Source organism: Enterobacter sp. BIDMC 26 (genome assembly GCF_000534435.1).
In the GTDB taxonomy this organism is placed as follows: Bacteria; Pseudomonadota; Gammaproteobacteria; order Enterobacterales; family Enterobacteriaceae; genus Enterobacter; species Enterobacter ludwigii.
This window is the reverse complement of record NZ_KI973182.1, coordinates 56,772-74,644: the sequence shown is the minus strand read 5'-3', so window position 1 is coordinate 74,644 and position 17,873 is coordinate 56,772. Positions and strand designations below refer to the sequence as shown.

Below are 17,873 nucleotides of genomic sequence, written 5' to 3'. Positions count from 1 at the left end.
ATGCAATTCGGGGCATTGCACCGTGCGCTTTAGTAGTATAAATACCCATTACTTTTCTCATTCAATTCATGGATGCTTTTCGTTGAAACGTTGTCTGCTCTCTTTTGCCGCGCTGTGTGCGGTGAGCTTCTCCACCGCCCAGGCAGCTCAGCCGCTGACGGCCCCCGTTTTGGCTTCAGATATTGCCGATCGCTACGCGAACCTTATCTATTACGGCAGTGGCGCGACCGGGATGGCGATGGTGGTCATCGACGGCAACCAGCGCGTATTTCGCAGCTTTGGCGAAACGCGACCGGGAAATAACGTTCACCCGCAGCTGGATTCCGTGATCCGCATTGCGTCCTTAACCAAGCTGATGACCAGCGAAATGCTGGTGAAATTACTCGATCAGGGCGTGGTCAAGCTCGACGATCCGCTCAGCAAATATGCGCCGCCAGGCGCACGCGTTCCAACCTATCAGGGCACGCCCATCACGCTGGTAAACCTTGCCACCCATACCAGCGCGCTGCCTCGCGAACAACCCGGCGGCGCGGCGCACCGTGACGTTTTTGTCTGGCCAACGCGCGAACAGCGCTGGAACTACCTGAGCACCGCCACGCTGAAATCGGCCCCGGGTTCACAGGCATCTTACTCAAACCTGGCGTTTGACCTGCTGGCAGATGCGCTCTCGACGGCAGCAGGCAAACCTTACCCGCAGCTCTTTGAAGAGCAGATAATGCGCCCGCTCGGCATGAAGGACACCACCTTTACCCCTTCTCCGGATCAGTGCCGACGCCTGATGGTGGCAGAGAAAGGCGCTAGTCCGTGTAATAACACCCTGGCAGCCATCGGCAGTGGCGGGGTCTATTCAACGCCAGGCGACATGATGCGCTGGATGCAGCAGTTCCTCTCATCAGATTTCTATGCGCGCAGTCACCAGGCCGATCGCATGCAGACCCTGATTTACCAGCGTAGCCAGTTGCACCGCGTGATCGGCATGGACGTACCGGGTAAAGCCGACGCGCTGGGCATGGGCTGGGTCTATATGGCACCCAAAAATGGCCGACCGGGCATTATTCAGAAAACCGGTGGCGGCGGTGGATTCATCACCTATATGGCGATGATCCCGCAGTCCAACGTGGGCGCGTTTGTGGTCGTCACCCGCTCTCCAAATACGCGTTTCGTCAATATGAGCGATGGCATCAATAACCTGGTGGCTGAACTGAGCGCCAATAAAGCCCAGGTGCTCACCGCCTCCATCCAGCCTTAATATTCCGTGGGCAAACGGTTGATACTGACCAGTTTGCCCCGGCTCATATTGATATAGTTGCCTTGTCGTAAAGCGGCGAGCACTTCGGCAACGACAGAGCGTGAAATACGCGTGCTTTGTTGTATATGATTCATCACACCAATTTTTGAACGCAGCGTTTCATCCCACTCGGCCATATTCAGCAGCATTGCGCGGATCTGGTGATAGGAGTTATTTCCCACCAGCTGCCTGTCGCGTTTGCCCAGAATGTAATTTATCCAGGATAACCAGCAAAACGCGTCTTTCCAGAGCGAATGCTGTTGAATGAGTTGACGGGTGGTCGCCGCGGGCAAATAAAAACCGGTACAGGCCGTTTTGGCAGTGACTCTGTATTCCTGACTGTGATTAATCACTACGGCAGACAGGCCAAAAATAAAAGGGGCTGACGCAATGCCAACCAGCAGATCGTCTGAATGACGATAAACTTCAATAACGCCGGTCTGGAATACGTAGGTACAAGGCTCACTCCCCTTACCCGAGGTAATTAATTGCTGTGGAGCAGATTTAAACGGGGTACTGGCTGCTATCAAACATGCTTCGAGCCGGCTTAATTCAGAAAGTGGTTTCGCATTAACGTTCATGCAGACCTCAAGACATCCGTATTTGTCGGTTCACTATTATTTTTTATTGTCATCTATAAAAAAGCGGGGGCTTATCCCCCGCTTTTATTCATTACCAGGTATATTTCACACCCAGATTTGCGCCCCAGTTCTGGTCAACGTCACCGCCGCCCAGATAAGTGGCATCAGTGTAAGCACTGAAGTTCTTCGTAAAGCTAAACTGGGTACCCAGACCAACCCGCACTGCGGAGCCTTTCACGCCATTATCAATGCTGTCACCGTTAACATCGGCATCGTTACCAGCGTCGTCATAGACATAAGCGAGTTTGAAGTAAGGCGTAAGTGCCTGGTCACCGCCGTAGTTAAAGGTGTAACCGGCATCCACACCCGCTTCGTAACGCAGGCTGTCATAGGATTGACTATCCATGCGCATGTCGTTGCTGAGGCGATAGTCATCACCGGACTGGAACAGACCCGACACGGCCGCGTATGGCGTCACATAACCAGAGAGGTTTGGTTTCCAGTCATATCCCAGTTTCAACCCAAAACCAACGGCGTCGGTGGTGGTGTTACCGTCAACATACTGACCATTGCTCATGGTCGCGGAGAGATCGTTGTTGAATCGGGTGTAGCTCAGGGAACTGTCGATGAACAGATCGTTCGCAAACTTCGCGGACGCGTACATCATTGCCGTCTGGCTGTCCTGATCCACCTGACCGGTGCGATCGCTGATATCGCCTTTGGCGAAACCTGCCGCACCACCGACGATCCACTTCGCATTATTACCGTCAATCAGGGTATCCAGACCAACCATGATACCGCTCACGTCCTGATCGTAGCTGATAACGCCATTATCGCCGTCGAAGTTGCCGCCAACGTAGCTTACCCATGCCCCGCCGTTATCCGCCAGGCCATGACGGCTGTTGGTCAGACGCGCACTAACTGCATCCTGCTGCAGATTCCAGATGTTGGTGTTGGCAGACGGGATGCTCAGCGCCATGTTGGCATAATCGGTCAGCGCTTGCTGTTGCAGAACAACAGTGTCGCCTTTCTGCTGCGCCTGATAAGTATATGCCCCTAAATCGGCTTTATTTGCCGCAGTGAAGCTGGCGCGGGTCTCCGTGTTGTTGTCATAAACACGGATAATCTCCTGGCCTTTATAGTCAGCAACAGAGCCGGCGCCGGTGGCGTTGTCGATACGCACGGCGTAATTCCCTGTCACGTCACCATTCACGGCCAGATGGCCGTCAGCGTTAAGTGCCACAACGCCGTAGTCGTAATCGGCTTTGCTCATATCGTTGGTGATATAGCGGGCGTTGTTCAGATCGCTGTTCAACACGTAATCACGGCTGGCCACGTTCAGCACGCCGCCATCCGTTAACACCATATTGTGCGTATCCACCTGGCCGAGGCCGAGAGACAGCTCCGCACCGTTGTCCACGGTAATGGTATTGGCATACAGCTCCGCGGTTTCCTCTGTCAGGGCCGCACGGCTGTCGCTGTCCAGATAGAGGCTGTCGGTTGCCACGGCACCCTTGTCACCGATGTTCAGAGATGAAGCATTGGACAGGGTGATGGAATCAGCCAGCAGGCCCGAGTTTTCAACATTGACCTGCGAATGATTATTCACCGTCAGCGTGTCGATGTTAGAGAGCTTACGGGTATCCCACTCAGAGCCGTTATCCAGCGTGACGTTGAACAGACCGCTCTGATAGACCGCTTCACCCGCGACATGTCCATTATTGTCGAACGTGGAATCCGGCCAGATGCTATCTGGAGAGAGGGTGCGCCAGTCAACGTCACTGTAGCCCAGGCCATACATCTGCGCGGTGCCGATGGCCTCAACGCTGGACTGCGCTGCGCCGACCCATTTGCTGCCATTGGTCAGCGTGACGTCCAGCTTATCGGTGTCATCCCAGCCGTTGGTGGTTGGGTTGTATATACCGTCAGCCGTCGTATCGGTTGCCGGATCGCCGTTCGGGTAGAAGTTGTTATCGAAGGTACTGGAGAACAGGATATCGCCGGTGATCGTGGAGTGATCGAACGTGGCGGTGGTCTGCATCGCGTTGTCAGACGCACTGGCAGCAACAATCAGTGCCGCGTCGTCAGCCGCAGTGGCATTGGTTTCACCGTAATCGCTCGGCTTCGCGGTTTGACCATAGAACCCGCTGGTGCCCAGGTCACTGTATGCGCCAGAGGTCAGCACCGAGTCTTTCACCAGCAGCGTGTCGGTAAAGACATTGCTGCTGTTCGCCACACCTTCCACACCGTCATACGGGGTATTATCCCGTTCCTGATACCCCTGAGTCAGGGTAATGCCGGCGATGTGAGAGTTATTCTGAATAACAATATCCGATTCCACATCCAGGGTAATTGCATTGCCCAGCGCATAGGTGTCCAGATAATGCGTTTCCGTATTTTCCCCGTTCACAACGTCATACGCATAATGCTCGTAAGTATCATTGATCGTGGAGTTATCGACGGTCAGGCTAAAACGGTCGTATTGAGAATGGGTTGTGCCGTCCGTATCCACGCCATCAGCACATGACGCGGTCATGCATTCTGAGGTGATCATGCCATTAATGGTGCTGTTGGAAATGCTCAGCGCATTCGCCCGACCATTGATACCATCATCTAAATAATATGTTGATATAACACCATTCACGGTGGATTTATTAATCACCGGATAAATATCACCATCGTGCGTCGCATCAGAGTAATCCCAGTCAGCGTAACCATAATACCAGGGTGCTGCTGCCGTATTATCATATCCGAAGGTATTATATGTCGTACCAGAAATATCCTTCGCATTGGCCTGAGAAGCGATAGCCAGGGTGCAGGCTAATGCAAGTTGTGATACAACCAGTTTCTTTTTCCATGTTTGCATTGGGTCATCCCTCCTCAGGGACGTAAGCAAGTTTGTCCATCTAACGATTTTGCAATACTTAATTGCGGAGGGAATTATGCATTTTCAATCTGAAAAGGTTCAATGAATCATTCCATTAAGTCCGCATTCAGACAAACAACATGAAAATAATGCAGTAGCGATACAATGCCATCAATAATCATTATAAAACAAGCAGTTAAAAAAACCTCTTATAAAGACAACAAATATAATAAAAATAAATAGATCATTTTCAATGATATATTTACTTCATCATAGAAATAAAACCAATATTTCGAGAACAATTAACGCCAGTGGAAAGGCGTATATTATTGATCGCATAACGCGTTGGCATCGGGATTTTCCCCTCGACAAAATGCCCACTTTGGTAAAACACCTTCTTTCACTTTGAGGTACACTAACCCTCTTTGTTCCACAAACCTCAGGCATACCATGACCGATTTAATTGCTCGTCCCCGTCGCCTGCGCAAGTCACCCGCACTACGCGCTATGTTTGAAGAGACAACACTGACCTTAAACGATCTGGTGTTGCCGATTTTTGTCGAAGAAGAGATTGACGACTACAAGGCCATCGAAGCCATGCCTGGCGTGATGCGCATTCCTGAAAAACATCTGGCGCGTGAAATTGAACGTATCGCCAATGCAGGGATCCGCTCGGTGATGACCTTCGGCATCTCCCATCATACCGACGCCACCGGCAGCGATGCCTGGAAAGAGGACGGTCTGGTCGCCCGTATGTCGCGCATTTGCAAAGAGACCGTGCCGGAAATGGTCGTGATGTCCGACACCTGTTTCTGCGAATACACCTCTCACGGCCACTGCGGCGTGCTGTGCGATCACGGTGTGGATAACGATGCTACCCTGCTGAATCTTGGTAAGCAGGCGGTGGTTGCTGCTGCTGCGGGTGCTGATTTCATCGCGCCATCGGCTGCGATGGACGGGCAGGTGCAGGCTATCCGCCAGGCGCTGGATGCTGCCGGTTTTACCGACACGGCCATCATGTCCTACTCCACCAAATTTGCCTCCTCTTTCTACGGCCCGTTCCGTGAAGCAGCCGGTACGGCGCTGAAAGGCGATCGTAAAACGTATCAGATGAACCCACTCAACCGTCGGGAAGCTATCCGTGAATCCCTGCTCGATGAAGCCCAGGGCGCAGACGCCCTGATGGTTAAACCGGCGGGAGCCTATCTCGACATCCTGCGTGATATTCGCGAACGCACCTCGCTGCCGCTGGGCGCGTACCAGGTCAGCGGCGAGTACGCGATGATCAAATTCGCCGCCATGGCGGGTGCGATCGATGAAGAGAAAGTGATCCTGGAAAGCCTGGGTGCGATCAAACGCGCGGGTGCGGATCTGATCTTCAGCTACTTTGCGCTGGATCTGGCTGAGAAGAAAATTCTGCGCTAAGGCGCAACGGTGCCGGGGGGCGGTTTCGCCTGACCCGGCCTGCTCTCCCTGCCTCACGAAACTTCACCAAACTGCAATACAACCGACATCTCCCCCTTCTACTGTCATCGCAAGACGGCAGGAGGAGTGATCATGTTTAGTCTCGATAGCGTTCTCGATGACCTTTGGCCTCAGGCGAGGCCGGCACCCTGGCAAAAAAGTCTGTTAAAAAGGCTGTTTTACGAAGAAGAATTCCAGCAATTTGCCGCAGCACACCGCCACCTGAAAGGACTGGATATGGTGGAGCAAGTTCTGGAGCACCTTGATATTCTCTGCACCGTTTCCGCCCGCGATCTCGAACAAATCCCCGAACATGGCCCTCTGGTTATCATTGCCAACCACCCGACAGGTACTCTGGACGGGCTGGCGCTGATGTACGCCGTCTCGCGAGTGCGACGCGATGTCAAAGTCGTGACCAACCGGATGCTGACCCACCTGGAGCCGCTAAGCTCGCTGTTTATCCCGGTCGATAATATGGGCGGCAGGACGGCAAAAACGTCGCTGGTACAGATGGAACAACATCTGCAAAACGCGGGCGTGCTGATCTTCTTCCCGGCGGGTGAAGTTTCCCGGCCGACGCGAAAAGGCATTCGCGATAAAAAATGGCACTCGGGATTTATCAAACTCGCCACCAAACTGCGCGCCCCACTGCTGCCGGTACATATTCAGGCGCACAACAGCCTCCTCTTTTATGCCAGCACGCTGGTATCGCCGACGTTATCCATGCTGCTGCTGATGCAGCAGATGTTCCGCCGTCGCCATAGCCAGCTGCCGATTACAATCGGTCAGCAGATTGCCTGGAGTGACTGGTACAGCGCCACCCTTTCGTCGCGTGAGATGGCCGAAAAGTGCCGTCAGCACGTGATACGTCTTGGCAAGGGAGTGCCTGGCGTCTTTAAAACCCAGTGCGCCATTGCCCGTCCGGAAGACCGGGCTACGCTAAAACGCGAGCTGGCGCAGGCTGAATGTCTGGGCAAAACCGGCGATGGCAAATCCATCTATCTCTGGCAGCGTAACGGCCAGGAAGAGGCGCCATTGCTACGCGAACTGGGCCGTCTGCGTGAGATTGCGTTTCGCGCGGTGGAAGAAGGGAGCGGTAAGCGCCGGGACACTGACAGCTACGATGATGATTATCTGCATCTGATCTTATGGGACGATGAGGATCTGGAGATTGTCGGTGCGTATCGCTTTATGCCCACCGCCAGACAAGTGGAACGTCGGGGGCCGGAAGGGCTGTACAGCTACAGCCTGTTCCACTACGACGACAAAATGCAGGATGTGCTGGAGCACGGCATTGAGCTCGGGCGCAGCTTTATTCAGCCGCGCTACTGGGGACGCCGCGGTCTGGACTATCTGTGGTCAGGCATTGGTGCCTATCTGGCGCGTTATCCCCACTACCGCTATCTGTTTGGTCCGGTCTCGATATCCGGCGGCTTACCGCCTGCCGCGCGGGATCTGCTGGTGGCGTTCTACCGCCTCTGGTTCCCGGCAAGCCATCCGCTCGCGGCGTCACGCCAGCCCTACCCGGCATCGCTTCCGGACGTGCTGGCGCAGTTTGGCGGCGTGGATTATGTCGACGATCTGACGAAGCTGAAATCCCTGCTCGGCAATCTGGGCTGCGGCATTCCGCCGCTCTACAAACAGTATTCCGAGCTGTGCGAACCGGGTGGCGTACAGTTTATTGATTTCGGGAGCGACCCGGCATTCAACAACTGCATTGACGGCCTGGTGCTGGTGGATTTGTGTTATCTGAAGGCGAACCGCTATCAGCGCTATATTGAGGCGCATTTGTAACCCTGCTTTCCCCTCTCCCGTCGGGAGAGGGTCAGGTGAAGGCATCAGCCCGCACGGTAAAACGGTTTATCCCCTAAAATCGTCGCCCGCTGCATAATCCGACGCTGCGGCAGATAATCCGCGTTCGCATAGTGTTGCGTCACGCGATTGTCCCAGATCGCCAGATCGTTCTCCTGCCAGCGCCAGCGCACCTGAAATTCCGGCCTGGTGATATGGGCAAACAGGAAGCTTAACAGCGCATCGCTCTCTTTTTCCGTCACGTCTACGATCCGCGTCGTAAAGCCTTCGTTCACATATAACGCCTGCTTACCGGTCACCGGGTGCGTACGCACCACCGGATGCAGCAGCGGCGGATGTTTCGCGACCGCGTCCTGCCAGCGCAGATGTTCCTCTTCGCTTTTCCGGTACTTGTACTCCTGGAAGGATTTTTTGAAGTCATGTTCGGCCCGCAACCCGCTCAGCAGCGTCCGGAAGGGCACGGACAGCGCCTCGAAGGCGGCGATACCGCTGGCCCACAGCGTATCTCCACCGGTGTCCGGCAACAGCTTCGCCGCCAGTATCGCCCCGGCAGGTGGCGTTTCGATAAACGTCACGTCGGTGTGCCAGTTGTCGTTGTCCGGCGGATTATCGTTATGGGTATCCAGCACGATGATCTCCTCCACGCCTTCCGCATGGGGATAGACCGGGTGAATATGCAGATCGCCGAAGCGCAGGGCCAGCGCGCGCTGCTGCTGCGGGGTGATCGCCTGTTCGCGCAGGAACACCACCTGATGGCGCAGCACCGCGTGGTACAACTGCTCGAACTGGTTATCGCTCAGTGGACGGGTCACGTCCAGGCCGGAGACCTGCGCACCAATGTATGGCCCCAGCGGGGTGATGGTCAGACGTTCACTCATTGTATTTCTCCATGCCAGGGCGTCAGACGTCGCTGTAGCGCGCGCAGCCCCAGTTCTAATCCAAAGGCGATCACGGCGATCACCGCGATCCCTGCCAGCACGACGTCAGTCGCCAGAAACTCTCCCGCCGACTGCACCATAAACCCTAATCCGCGCGTGGCGGCGATCAGCTCAGCCGCCACCAGCGTTGACCAGCCCACCCCAAGGCCAATGCGCAACCCGGTTAAAATCTCCGGCAGCGCGCCCGGTAAAATCACAAACAGCAGCACCTGAAGACGGCTGGCACCAAGCGACTGCGCCGCGCGGATCCGCACCTGCTGTGCACTCTTCACCCCAGCCAGTGCCGACATAGCAACCGGGGCAAAAATCGCCAGATAAATCAGCAAAATTTTCGAGGTTTCCCCGATGCCAAACCAGATAACCATCAGCGGCAGATAGGCCAGCGGTGGAACCGGACGGTAAAGCTCAATCAGCGGGTCGAGAATACCGCGCACCGTAGGGCTCAGCCCCATCGCGATACCCACCGGGATGCCAATCACTACCGCCGCCAGCAGCGCCACCAGAATACGCGCCAGACTGGCACCTAAATGCTGCCAGAGCGTGGCATCCATAAAACCCTGCGGCCCGGCGATAGTGATGAGTTTCGCCAGCACCTGTCCCGGTGGCGGAAGGAACAACGGGCTAACCCACTGTTGCGCTGCCACCGCCCACCAGACCGCGAGCAATACCAGCAACGTGCCCGCACTCAGCGTGATCTGGCGAGAGAACGGCCAGCGTAACGCGAGACGAGGGCGGCGCGTTTTTTCACTGAAGACAATGCTCATGAGAATGCCTCCCGTTGTTCAAATACGCGGCTTAAAACATATTCGCGCTGTTCAATAAACAGCGGATCGGATTTGATACTGCGGACCGGTTCACCGGCCACATAGCGACGGGCAAAGCTGAGCGGCAACCGCTCCAGCACACGACCCGGCCCCGGCGAAAGCAACACCAGTTCGGTCGCCATAAACACCGCCTCTTCGATATCGTGGGTAATCAGCAGTACCTGCTTGCCCGTTTCGTGCCACAGGCGCAAAAGCAGCGTTTGCATCTGCTCACGGGTAAAGGCGTCCAGCGCACCAAACGGCTCATCCAGCAGCAACAGCTGTGGGTTTGCCGCCAGCGCGCGGGCAATCCCGACCCGTTGACGCTGGCCACCGGAAAGCTGCCAGATAAAACGTTTTTCAGCGCCCTCCAGCCCCACCTTTTTTAGCATCTCACGCGCGGTCGCCAGCCGTTGTTCACGGTGAATCCCCGCAAGCTGCAGGCCGAAGGCGACGTTTTCCTGCACGTTGCGCCACGGAAGCAGCCCTTCACTCTGAAAGACCACGCCGCGCTCTGCCCCCGGACCCTCTACCCGTTTCCCTTCCAGCTGGATGGTGCCATGCTGATACGGTACAAACCCGGCGATCAGATTCAGCAGCGTGGTTTTGCCGCACCCGGACGGACCCAGCACGACCAGCAATTCACCGCTGTCCAGCGTCAGGTTGATCTCCTCCAGCACGGGTTTACCGCCGTAATCAGCAGACAGATTTGTAATATTCAGCATCGCTTCCCCCTTATTTCACAAAGCGATCGGTCACGTACTGGCTGTAATCTGTCGCCACCGCAGGCACTTTGCCCTGCTCTTTCAGAAACGTTGCGGTATCGACAATCGCTTTATTGACCGGCCCATTGAGCTGCTGGACCTGTTGTGCAGGCGTGAGATAGGTATTGCCTTTCACCAGCCCCGGCACGTCCGCTTCCGGAACGCCGCTCAGGCGCGACAGTTTTTCCAGATTGCCCGTCTCTTTCAGCCACGCATCGGGGTTGCTGAGATAAGGCTGTTGGGCGTCAATGGCGCTTTTAGCAAACGCCTTCACCACGTCAGGGTGTTTCTCCGCGAAGTCTTTACGCACGACCCACACGTCAAGCGTCGGCGCCCCCCACTGCCCCACCTGTTCGGAATCGGTCAGCACGGTGCCGTCTTTTTCCAGCTCATTCACGGCAGGTGCCCAGACGTAAGCGCCGTCGATATCCCCACGCTGCCAGGCGGCAATAATTGCGGGTGGCTGCAGGTTGATGATCTGCACCTGGCCCGGCTTGATGCCCCAGTGTTTGAGTGCCGCCAGCAGGCTGTAATGGGTGGTGGAGATAAACGGCACGGCGATGCGCTTGCCAATCAGATCTTCCGGCCGGGTGATGTTTTTCTTCACGACCAGGGCTTCAGAGTTCCCGAGCTGTGACGCCAGCAGGAAAACCTCAACAGGCACCTGCTGGCTGGCAGCCACCGCCAGCGGACTGGAACCGATATTGCCAATCTGCACATCGCCGGACGCTAATGCGCGCACGACGGCCGCCCCGCTGTCGAATTTACGCCAGTCCACCTTCGCGCCGCTTTCTTTGGCGAAAGTGTTATCCGCCTGCGCAACTTTTGCCGGTTCCGCAGAGGTTTGATACGCGACGGTAACGTCTACCGCCTGTGCCTGAAATGCCCACAGCGCCAGCGCGCCGAGAAGTGTAATTCGCGATGAAATTGCCATTGTGACTGCTCCCCTTGTTGTTATGAGGGCAGTATTTCCGGCGCAGGAATTTTGATAAAGGAATAAAAAAGAATCGTTAATTCCGATTCGTTTTTAGAAAAAAAGTGGCAAAGGATAGTGAATTTTGTGAGGTTTATTCTGGCTCCCTCTCCCGACGGGAGAGGGATGAGGTGAATGCATCAGACGACACACGGCATCAGCGCTGCGCCTTTAGCTCCGCAATATCTTTCGGCGTGGTCCGGCAACATCCCCCAATCAACTTCGCCCCGGCCGCCAGCCACTGGGGTAAATAGCCCGCCAGCGTTTCGCAGGCTTCGCCATGGTGATGCCAGGTTTTGGTCACGGCGTCATAATGCTCCCCCGAATTCGGGTAGACCACCAGCGGCAGTGCGGTAAGGCTGTGAAGATGTTTCAGTGCCGCGGTGGTATTTTCCAGCGCGATACAGTTGATCCCCAGCGCCACAATTTGCGGATAGCGTTCCAGCGCAGAAATCACCTCGCGCAGCGGCGTGCCGTCGCTGAGGTGCTCGCTGTCACGCAGGGTAAACGAGAACCATCCCCGGGCCCGGGGATACTCGGCAAGAAGCGCCGCCAGCGCCTTGATTTCAGCAAAGGATGGCAGCGTTTCGCAGGCCAGCAGATCTGCCCCGGCATCCAGCAGCGCTTCCACGCGCGGGCGATGGAAATCGGTAAACGCTTCTGCGCTTCGCACGTAGTCACCGCGATACTCAGAACCATCCGCCAGGTATGCACCATACGGCCCAACCGATCCCGCGACCAGCAGCGTGCCTGCATGAGGGTTTTCCGCGAGATACGCTTCGCGCGCCTTACGCGCCAGCTCCACGCTTTTGCCAATCAGCGCGCGGGATTGCGCCTCATCCAGGCCTCGTGCGGCAAACCCCGCAGGCGTGGCCTGATAGCTGGCGGTGATCGCCACCTGCGCGCCCGCCCGGTAGTAGTCCAGATGAACGTCGCGGATAAGATCCGGGTTTTCAACCAGCACTTTGGCAGACCACAGGCTGTCTGCAAGATTACAACCGCGCGCTTCCAGTTCCGTCGCCATCGCGCCATCCAGCACCACAAATGGCTGTTTTTCAAGGATGACGGTAAGCGGATTATTCTGCGACATGTTCAGGCTCCTGCGATGTCATGTTTCGGGTCAGGTAGTAGGCACCATAACACAGGGCAACAAACGGAAGCCCGCAATAAAGGGCAATACGCTGACTCGGGTCAAACGCCAGACCAACACAGGCCACCACACAGAGGATAAAGCCAAGCACCGGCACCAGCGGATACCACGGCGCGCGATACTGCAGAGCGGAAAGCGGCTGACCAGACTGAAGATGGCGACGACGGAAGACAAAATGCGACGCGCAGATGCTGATCCAGACCGCCACCACAGCAAAGCCTGAGATGGCGGACAGTGCGACAAACACCGTGTCCGGTGCCACCACGCTTGAGAACAGCGCCAGTACGCCGCCAAGCATTGAAACAGAAATCGCCGTCATGGGTACGCCGTTTTTATTAACGCGCGCAAAGCAACGCGGCAGCGTTTTTTCATTCGAGAGTGACCAGAGCATGCGGCCAGAAGCGTACAGGCCCGAGTTCGCCGCCGACAGGATGGCCGTCAGGATCACGAAGTTAAAAATATCAGCCGCGTACGGAATACCGACCTTTTCGAACACCAGTACAAACGGACTTTTTTCCACGCCCGCCTGATGCATCGGGATCAGCGCGGCCAGCACAAACACGGTACCAATAAAGAAGATGATCAGCCGGGCAATGGTGGTACGAATGGCAACCGGAATCACCTTGTGCGGGTTTTCCGTCTCACCCGCCGCGATACCGATAAGCTCTGTCCCGGAGAAGGCGAAGTTCACCGCGACCATGGTCATCAGGATGGGCAGGCCGCCGTGCGGGAACCAGCCTTCGGCGGTAAGGTTGGTTAAGCCCGGCGCGGGAGAACCGTCCTGCATCGGGATAAAGCCAAACACCGCAGCGCCGCCAAGAATAATAAAGGCAATTATGGTGATGACTTTCACCAGCGAGAACCAGAACTCGCCTTCGGCAAAGAAGCGCGTGGAGATGACGTTAAGGCCGAAGATCACCACGCAGAACACCACGCACCACGTCCAGACGGGCACCTGCGGGAACCAGTACTGCATACAGAACCCGGCGGCGGTAAAGCTCGACCCGAGCGCCACCGTCCAGGTAAGCCAGTAAAGCCACGCCACGGTATAGCCTGTTGCCGGGCCAAGATAGCGGGCGGCATAGACGTGAAACGCGCCGGTTTCCGGCATCGCAACGGAAAGTTCGCCCAGACACTGCATCACCAGCCAGACCACCAGCGCGCCAATCAGGTACGCCAGCAGCGTTCCCGCAGCCCCGGTCGTTGAAATGATATAACCAGTATTGAAAAATAGCCCTGTCCCAATGACCCCACCCAGCGAGAGCATAATCAGGTGGCGTGTTTTCATGGTGCGCTTAAGCTGCCCATTTTCTTGTTGTGTTTGCATATTACCTTCTATACGTATGGACATCTAAACATCCAAAGAAGGTGTGTTATACCGCGATTGTTAAGAAAAAGCTAGATGACCAGACGTAATCGGGCGCGCCGCGCGCTGAGTCTGGGGTGGGTTGTGAGGATCACATACAGGAACGGACGCCAGGCCATAAGCACCTCCGCAAGCAGATACTTACAGCATGGCGCGGACCCTGGCGTTCTTCGGTCAGTCGAAAGTGGTATCCGTAAGGAGCGGGTTCATACGCGGGATTTTACAGTGGCGCAATTCTTGGTAAATCCCTCAATCAGTTCTATAGTCGACACAGTTTCATCGTTACAGGATCAACTGATGCGCTTTAACGGACTGACCAAAGGTTTCTTTATCTTCATACTCGCCCTTGTCACCTGGGCTTTCTTCGACGTGCTCTCCCCCTACTTCTCCGCGATTTTATGGGCCGCCATTCTTACCGTTATCTTTAACCCGGTAAAAAACAAGCTGCGCGCGGCGATGGGCGATCGCAACGGACTGGCTTCGCTGTTAACCATCGGCATTATCTGCCTCATCGTCTTTATCCCGTTGATGGTGATCTTTTCATCGCTCGCCATTGAACTGAACGTGGTGTACACCAAGCTGCAAGCGAACAATACCCAATTCCCGGAAGTGGTGGCGAGCATCTTTAACCACCTGCCAGGCTGGGCCAGCGGCTTCCTTGCGGACCACAACCTGACGAACGCGGCGCAGATCCAGAAAAAACTCTCCGATGTGGCCCTGCAGGGCGGACAGTATCTGGCCGGCAGCGCGTTTCTGATTGGTAAAGGGACGTTTGGCTTTGCGATCAGCTTCGGCATCATGCTTTATCTGCTGTTCTTCCTGCTGAAAGATGGTCCGTATCTGGTACGCCAGATCCTTGATTCGCTTCCTCTGTCTGATTTTGCCAAACAGCATCTGTTCGCCAAATTCGTCGGCGTCTCGCGGGCAACGGTAAAAGGTACAGCGGTAGTGGCGGTGGTTCAGGGCACGCTCGGCGGGATTGCATTTGCCATCGCTGGCATTGACGGTAGCGTACTCTGGGGCGCGCTGATGGCGTTCCTTTCGCTGGTTCCGGCCGTCGGCTCGGCCATTGTCTGGGTGCCGGCCGCCATCTTCCTGTTCGCCACGCATCAGCTCTGGCAGGGTCTCTTTATCGTTGGCTTCTTCGTCATCATTGTCGGGCTGGTGGACAACATCCTGCGTCCATTGCTGGTGGGGAAAGACACCAAAATGCCGGACTACCTGATCCTCATCTCAACCCTTGGCGGGATGGAGCTGTACGGCATTAACGGCTTTGTGATTGGGCCGCTGATCGCCGCGCTGTTCATCGCCTGCTGGAACCTGTTCTCCGGTCGCGATCACGCGGGTAACGCCGAAGAGCTGGATGCAGATTTCATCGAGGAAGGAAAAAACCCTCCAGATTTGTGATGATATGACGATAAAGACCACACCAGGCGGCACTGCGCCGCCTTTTTTTTCGCCTTAAATCAAACGTTTTCTATAATTTGAAAGAACGCCATCCTTCTCATGTCGTAAAAGGATCCACAGGTGCGAATCGCAACGATAACTAACTGGGCCTATGGTGCCACGGTCTGCCTGACCCTTGTCTCAGGCATCATCATGCTGATGGCATCCAATGCCGACACCGTGGAACGTCACGCCGTTGAACAGCGGCAGCGCTTTGATGAGCTGACGGAGGATATTGAAACCGACGCCTGGGCGCAGTCCGATTTAGCCCGCCTGTACGTAATAAAAAAAGATCCGCAAACCCTCAGACAATACAGCCAGTCAGAGAACAACCTGAAAAATGTCGAGCTGAGGCTGGATAAACTGCGCGATAACGGCGCGTCCGATGAGGAGCTGGCCCTGCTGCGGGAAGGTCTCAAGATTATCGATGAGCTACAGGATGAACAGCAGACGGCCCTGACCAGTACAGAGCGGGGAGAAGATGCTCAGGCCATTGCCCTGCTTTATGGTGCCCCCTATGAGCAGGCGCTGGAACGCGCACAAAACCAGATTGATCACTTTCGCCAGATCCTCGACAAGCGGGTGATTGCGTCCGTGCAGGATGCCACCAAAAAATCGAAAGCGCTGCGTACGGCCTCTGAACTGATGGTTGGCCTGACCGCCCTGTTGTTTCTGTTTGTCCTGGGCTTTATCCTGAAACGTCGCGTGCTGCGCCCCGTGGTGCGTCTGAGCGACGTGGTACACCGTCTGGCGTCGCAGGATTACGCCGTCGAAACGCCGAATTTTAATCAGATTGATGAGATTGGCGATATGGCGCAGGCGATCCGTATTTTTCGTGAAAACGGCCTTGCCCGGCAACGGCTGGAAAAAGAGCGCGACGCCGACTGGGCTGTCCGCGAACTGCTGGCCCGCATGACGCAGCGGCTGCAAGGGGGTGAGAACTTTACCGATGTTATCAACGTGGCGGAGCTGTTTGCCCCCAATATCGCCCCGGGGGTCCCTGGCCGGCTCTATGTCCTTGACCGCGATCCCTGGCAGATGCGCTGCGTTGCCCAGTGGCTCTCCCCCACGGGAGAGGAGATGACGTTTCATCCTGACGAATGCTGGGCAGTAAGGCGTGGTCAGAGCCATCCCCCGTTCAGCGGTAAGCCGGATATCGCCTGCTATCATCTGCCGGAATCACTGGCGTATCGTTCGCTGTGCGTGCCGCTTATTGCCCAGGGCGAGGCCATTGGTCTGCTCTCATTCCAGAATATCACCGCGGAAAATGCCCCTGCCCGTGCTTATCTCGAACTGATGGCCGAAGCGCTCGGTCTGGCGCTGGCAAACCAGCGGCTACGCGATGCGTTGCTTGAAAAAGCATTGTTCGACCCGCTGACCGGCTTGCGTAATCGCCATCATCTGGAAGATACGCTTCATACCCAAATGACACAGGCCATTCGTAACGGCGAACCCCTGAGTTGCATGATGATCGATATCGATCACTTCAAGAGCATTAATGACCGGTTTGGCCATGAAGCGGGTGATCAGGTTATTAAAAGCGTAGCGACGATTGTTCAGCGGGCTACCCATGACAACGGAATGGCTTTCCGCTACGGCGGGGAGGAGTTTTTAGTACTGCTTTCCGGTGCTGATGAAGAAGAAGCGCATGACTGTGCTCAACAGATTTACAACGGCGTACAAGGGTTGTCGCTACGTTATGGACTCACGGAGATTGGGCCAGTCGATGTTTCGATTGGTATCGCCAGCTATCCGCAGCACGCCCAGAGTGACAACCTGCTGCGTGCAGCCGATGTGGCGTTGTACCGGGCTAAAGAACTGGGCCGATCGCGGATTGTAAGTTTTGGGATGCTGGAGGCGGGCTAGACGTCATGTTGCGCCACTGATGCTTTCCCCTGTTCATGAGCGCGTGATAGCCCAAAGCACCACGATACCCAGCGCATTACTGCGTTTTTCAACATATAAGGTGTTATCGAGTTGATAGTCGCCCATCGGGTGACAAATACGTATCTTCTCTTTCAGTTCAGGTTCATATACTTCAGCCCCTTCACAATTATATCTGCCTACAGATTTATATTTGTAAGGAGCACTCCAGGACGACACTTTCCCATCCAGTAAATAAACCGCCGTAAAGACGACGAAAATGGCGAGAGGCATGCTGATAATAAAGGTGCCAATGAACACTTTTAGACGCTCAGAAAACGGCCAACCTTTCAACCGTCCCTTCCAGATAAAAATGACCATCAAAACCAGCGACAAGAGCAATGAGCCGGTCGCGATGTATTGCATTGCGAGAGCGTTAATAAATGTCACACGGTAAATTTCTACGCGCCAGGTAATAAAACAAATTACCAGCGTCAATACCCCAACAATCGCTGGAATCAAAAACGAATAAGACGTTTTTTTCATATTGCACCCTTCC

Annotated in this window: 14 protein-coding genes; 5 read left to right on the top strand and 9 right to left on the bottom strand. The window is 55.4% G+C overall.

Annotation, left to right across the window (positions count from 1 at the left end; translation table 11 throughout):
• Positions 1-82: 82 nt before the first annotated feature.
• On the top strand, positions 83-1,249 hold the full coding sequence (ampH, locus tag L462_RS22920; RefSeq protein ID WP_032677497.1) for a D-alanyl-D-alanine-carboxypeptidase/endopeptidase AmpH: 1,167 nt from the start codon (positions 83-85) through the stop codon (positions 1,247-1,249).
• On the opposite strand, the gene L462_RS22925 is transcribed toward ampH, so the two are convergent.
• Entirely contained in the window at positions 1,246-1,869 is a 624-nt protein-coding gene (locus tag L462_RS22925; protein ID WP_014168808.1) for a helix-turn-helix domain-containing protein, read from the bottom strand. The two genes, ampH and L462_RS22925, sit on opposite strands and share 4 nt — an antisense overlap.
• A 91-nt stretch (positions 1,870-1,960) precedes the next feature.
• Entirely contained in the window at positions 1,961-4,735 is a 2,775-nt protein-coding gene (locus tag L462_RS22930) for an autotransporter outer membrane beta-barrel domain-containing protein (RefSeq protein ID WP_032677495.1), read from the bottom strand.
• Positions 4,736-5,185: 450 nt separating this feature from the next.
• On the opposite strand from L462_RS22930, the gene hemB reads away from it, so the two are divergent.
• Entirely contained in the window at positions 5,186-6,160 is a 975-nt protein-coding gene (gene hemB / locus L462_RS22935; RefSeq protein WP_020885251.1) for a porphobilinogen synthase, read from the top strand.
• A gap of 132 nt (positions 6,161-6,292) precedes the next feature.
• Positions 6,293-7,993, top strand: a complete 1,701-nt coding sequence (locus L462_RS22940) for a bifunctional ornithine lipid synthase OlsF (protein ID WP_032677494.1) — start codon at positions 6,293-6,295, stop codon at positions 7,991-7,993.
• Between the two features lie 44 nt (positions 7,994-8,037).
• On the opposite strand, the gene tauD is transcribed toward L462_RS22940, so the two are convergent.
• The 6 genes from tauD to mmuP form a co-directional block, all read right to left on the bottom strand.
• Positions 8,038-8,889, bottom strand: a complete 852-nt coding sequence (tauD, locus tag L462_RS22945; protein ID WP_032677493.1) for a taurine dioxygenase — start codon at positions 8,887-8,889, stop codon at positions 8,038-8,040.
• Positions 8,886-9,713, bottom strand: a complete 828-nt coding sequence (tauC, locus tag L462_RS22950; protein WP_014168802.1) for a taurine ABC transporter permease TauC — start codon at positions 9,711-9,713, stop codon at positions 8,886-8,888. The genes tauD and tauC overlap by 4 nt, the downstream gene beginning before the upstream one ends.
• On the bottom strand, positions 9,710-10,477 hold the full coding sequence (gene tauB / locus L462_RS22955; protein ID WP_032677492.1) for a taurine ABC transporter ATP-binding subunit: 768 nt from the start codon (positions 10,475-10,477) through the stop codon (positions 9,710-9,712). Before tauB ends, tauC begins: the two co-directional genes overlap by 4 nt.
• Before the next feature lie 10 nt (positions 10,478-10,487).
• Complete coding sequence (gene tauA / locus L462_RS22960) at positions 10,488-11,450, bottom strand: taurine ABC transporter substrate-binding protein (RefSeq protein ID WP_014168800.1); 963 nt, start codon at positions 11,448-11,450, stop codon at positions 10,488-10,490.
• A gap of 196 nt (positions 11,451-11,646) precedes the next feature.
• A complete protein-coding gene (mmuM, locus tag L462_RS22965; RefSeq protein WP_032677490.1) occupies positions 11,647-12,579 on the bottom strand; it encodes a homocysteine S-methyltransferase in 933 nt (310 codons plus the stop codon).
• A complete protein-coding gene (mmuP, locus tag L462_RS22970) occupies positions 12,566-13,966 on the bottom strand; it encodes an S-methylmethionine permease (protein WP_025205021.1) in 1,401 nt (466 codons plus the stop codon). The genes mmuM and mmuP overlap by 14 nt, the downstream gene beginning before the upstream one ends.
• Before the next feature lie 336 nt (positions 13,967-14,302).
• Here mmuP and L462_RS22975 point away from each other — a divergent pair, with 336 nt between their 5' ends.
• Positions 14,303-15,412: an AI-2E family transporter gene (locus L462_RS22975; protein WP_020885256.1), complete on the top strand. Its 1,110-nt coding sequence runs from the start codon at positions 14,303-14,305 to the stop codon at positions 15,410-15,412.
• Between the two features lie 120 nt (positions 15,413-15,532).
• Positions 15,533-17,317, top strand: a complete 1,785-nt coding sequence (locus tag L462_RS22980; protein ID WP_032677489.1) for a diguanylate cyclase — start codon at positions 15,533-15,535, stop codon at positions 17,315-17,317.
• Positions 17,318-17,350: 33 nt separating this feature from the next.
• Here L462_RS22980 and L462_RS22985 read toward each other — a convergent pair whose 3' ends face one another.
• Entirely contained in the window at positions 17,351-17,860 is a 510-nt protein-coding gene (locus L462_RS22985) for a hypothetical protein (RefSeq protein WP_032677488.1), read from the bottom strand.
• Between the last annotated feature and the right edge of the window lie 13 nt (positions 17,861-17,873).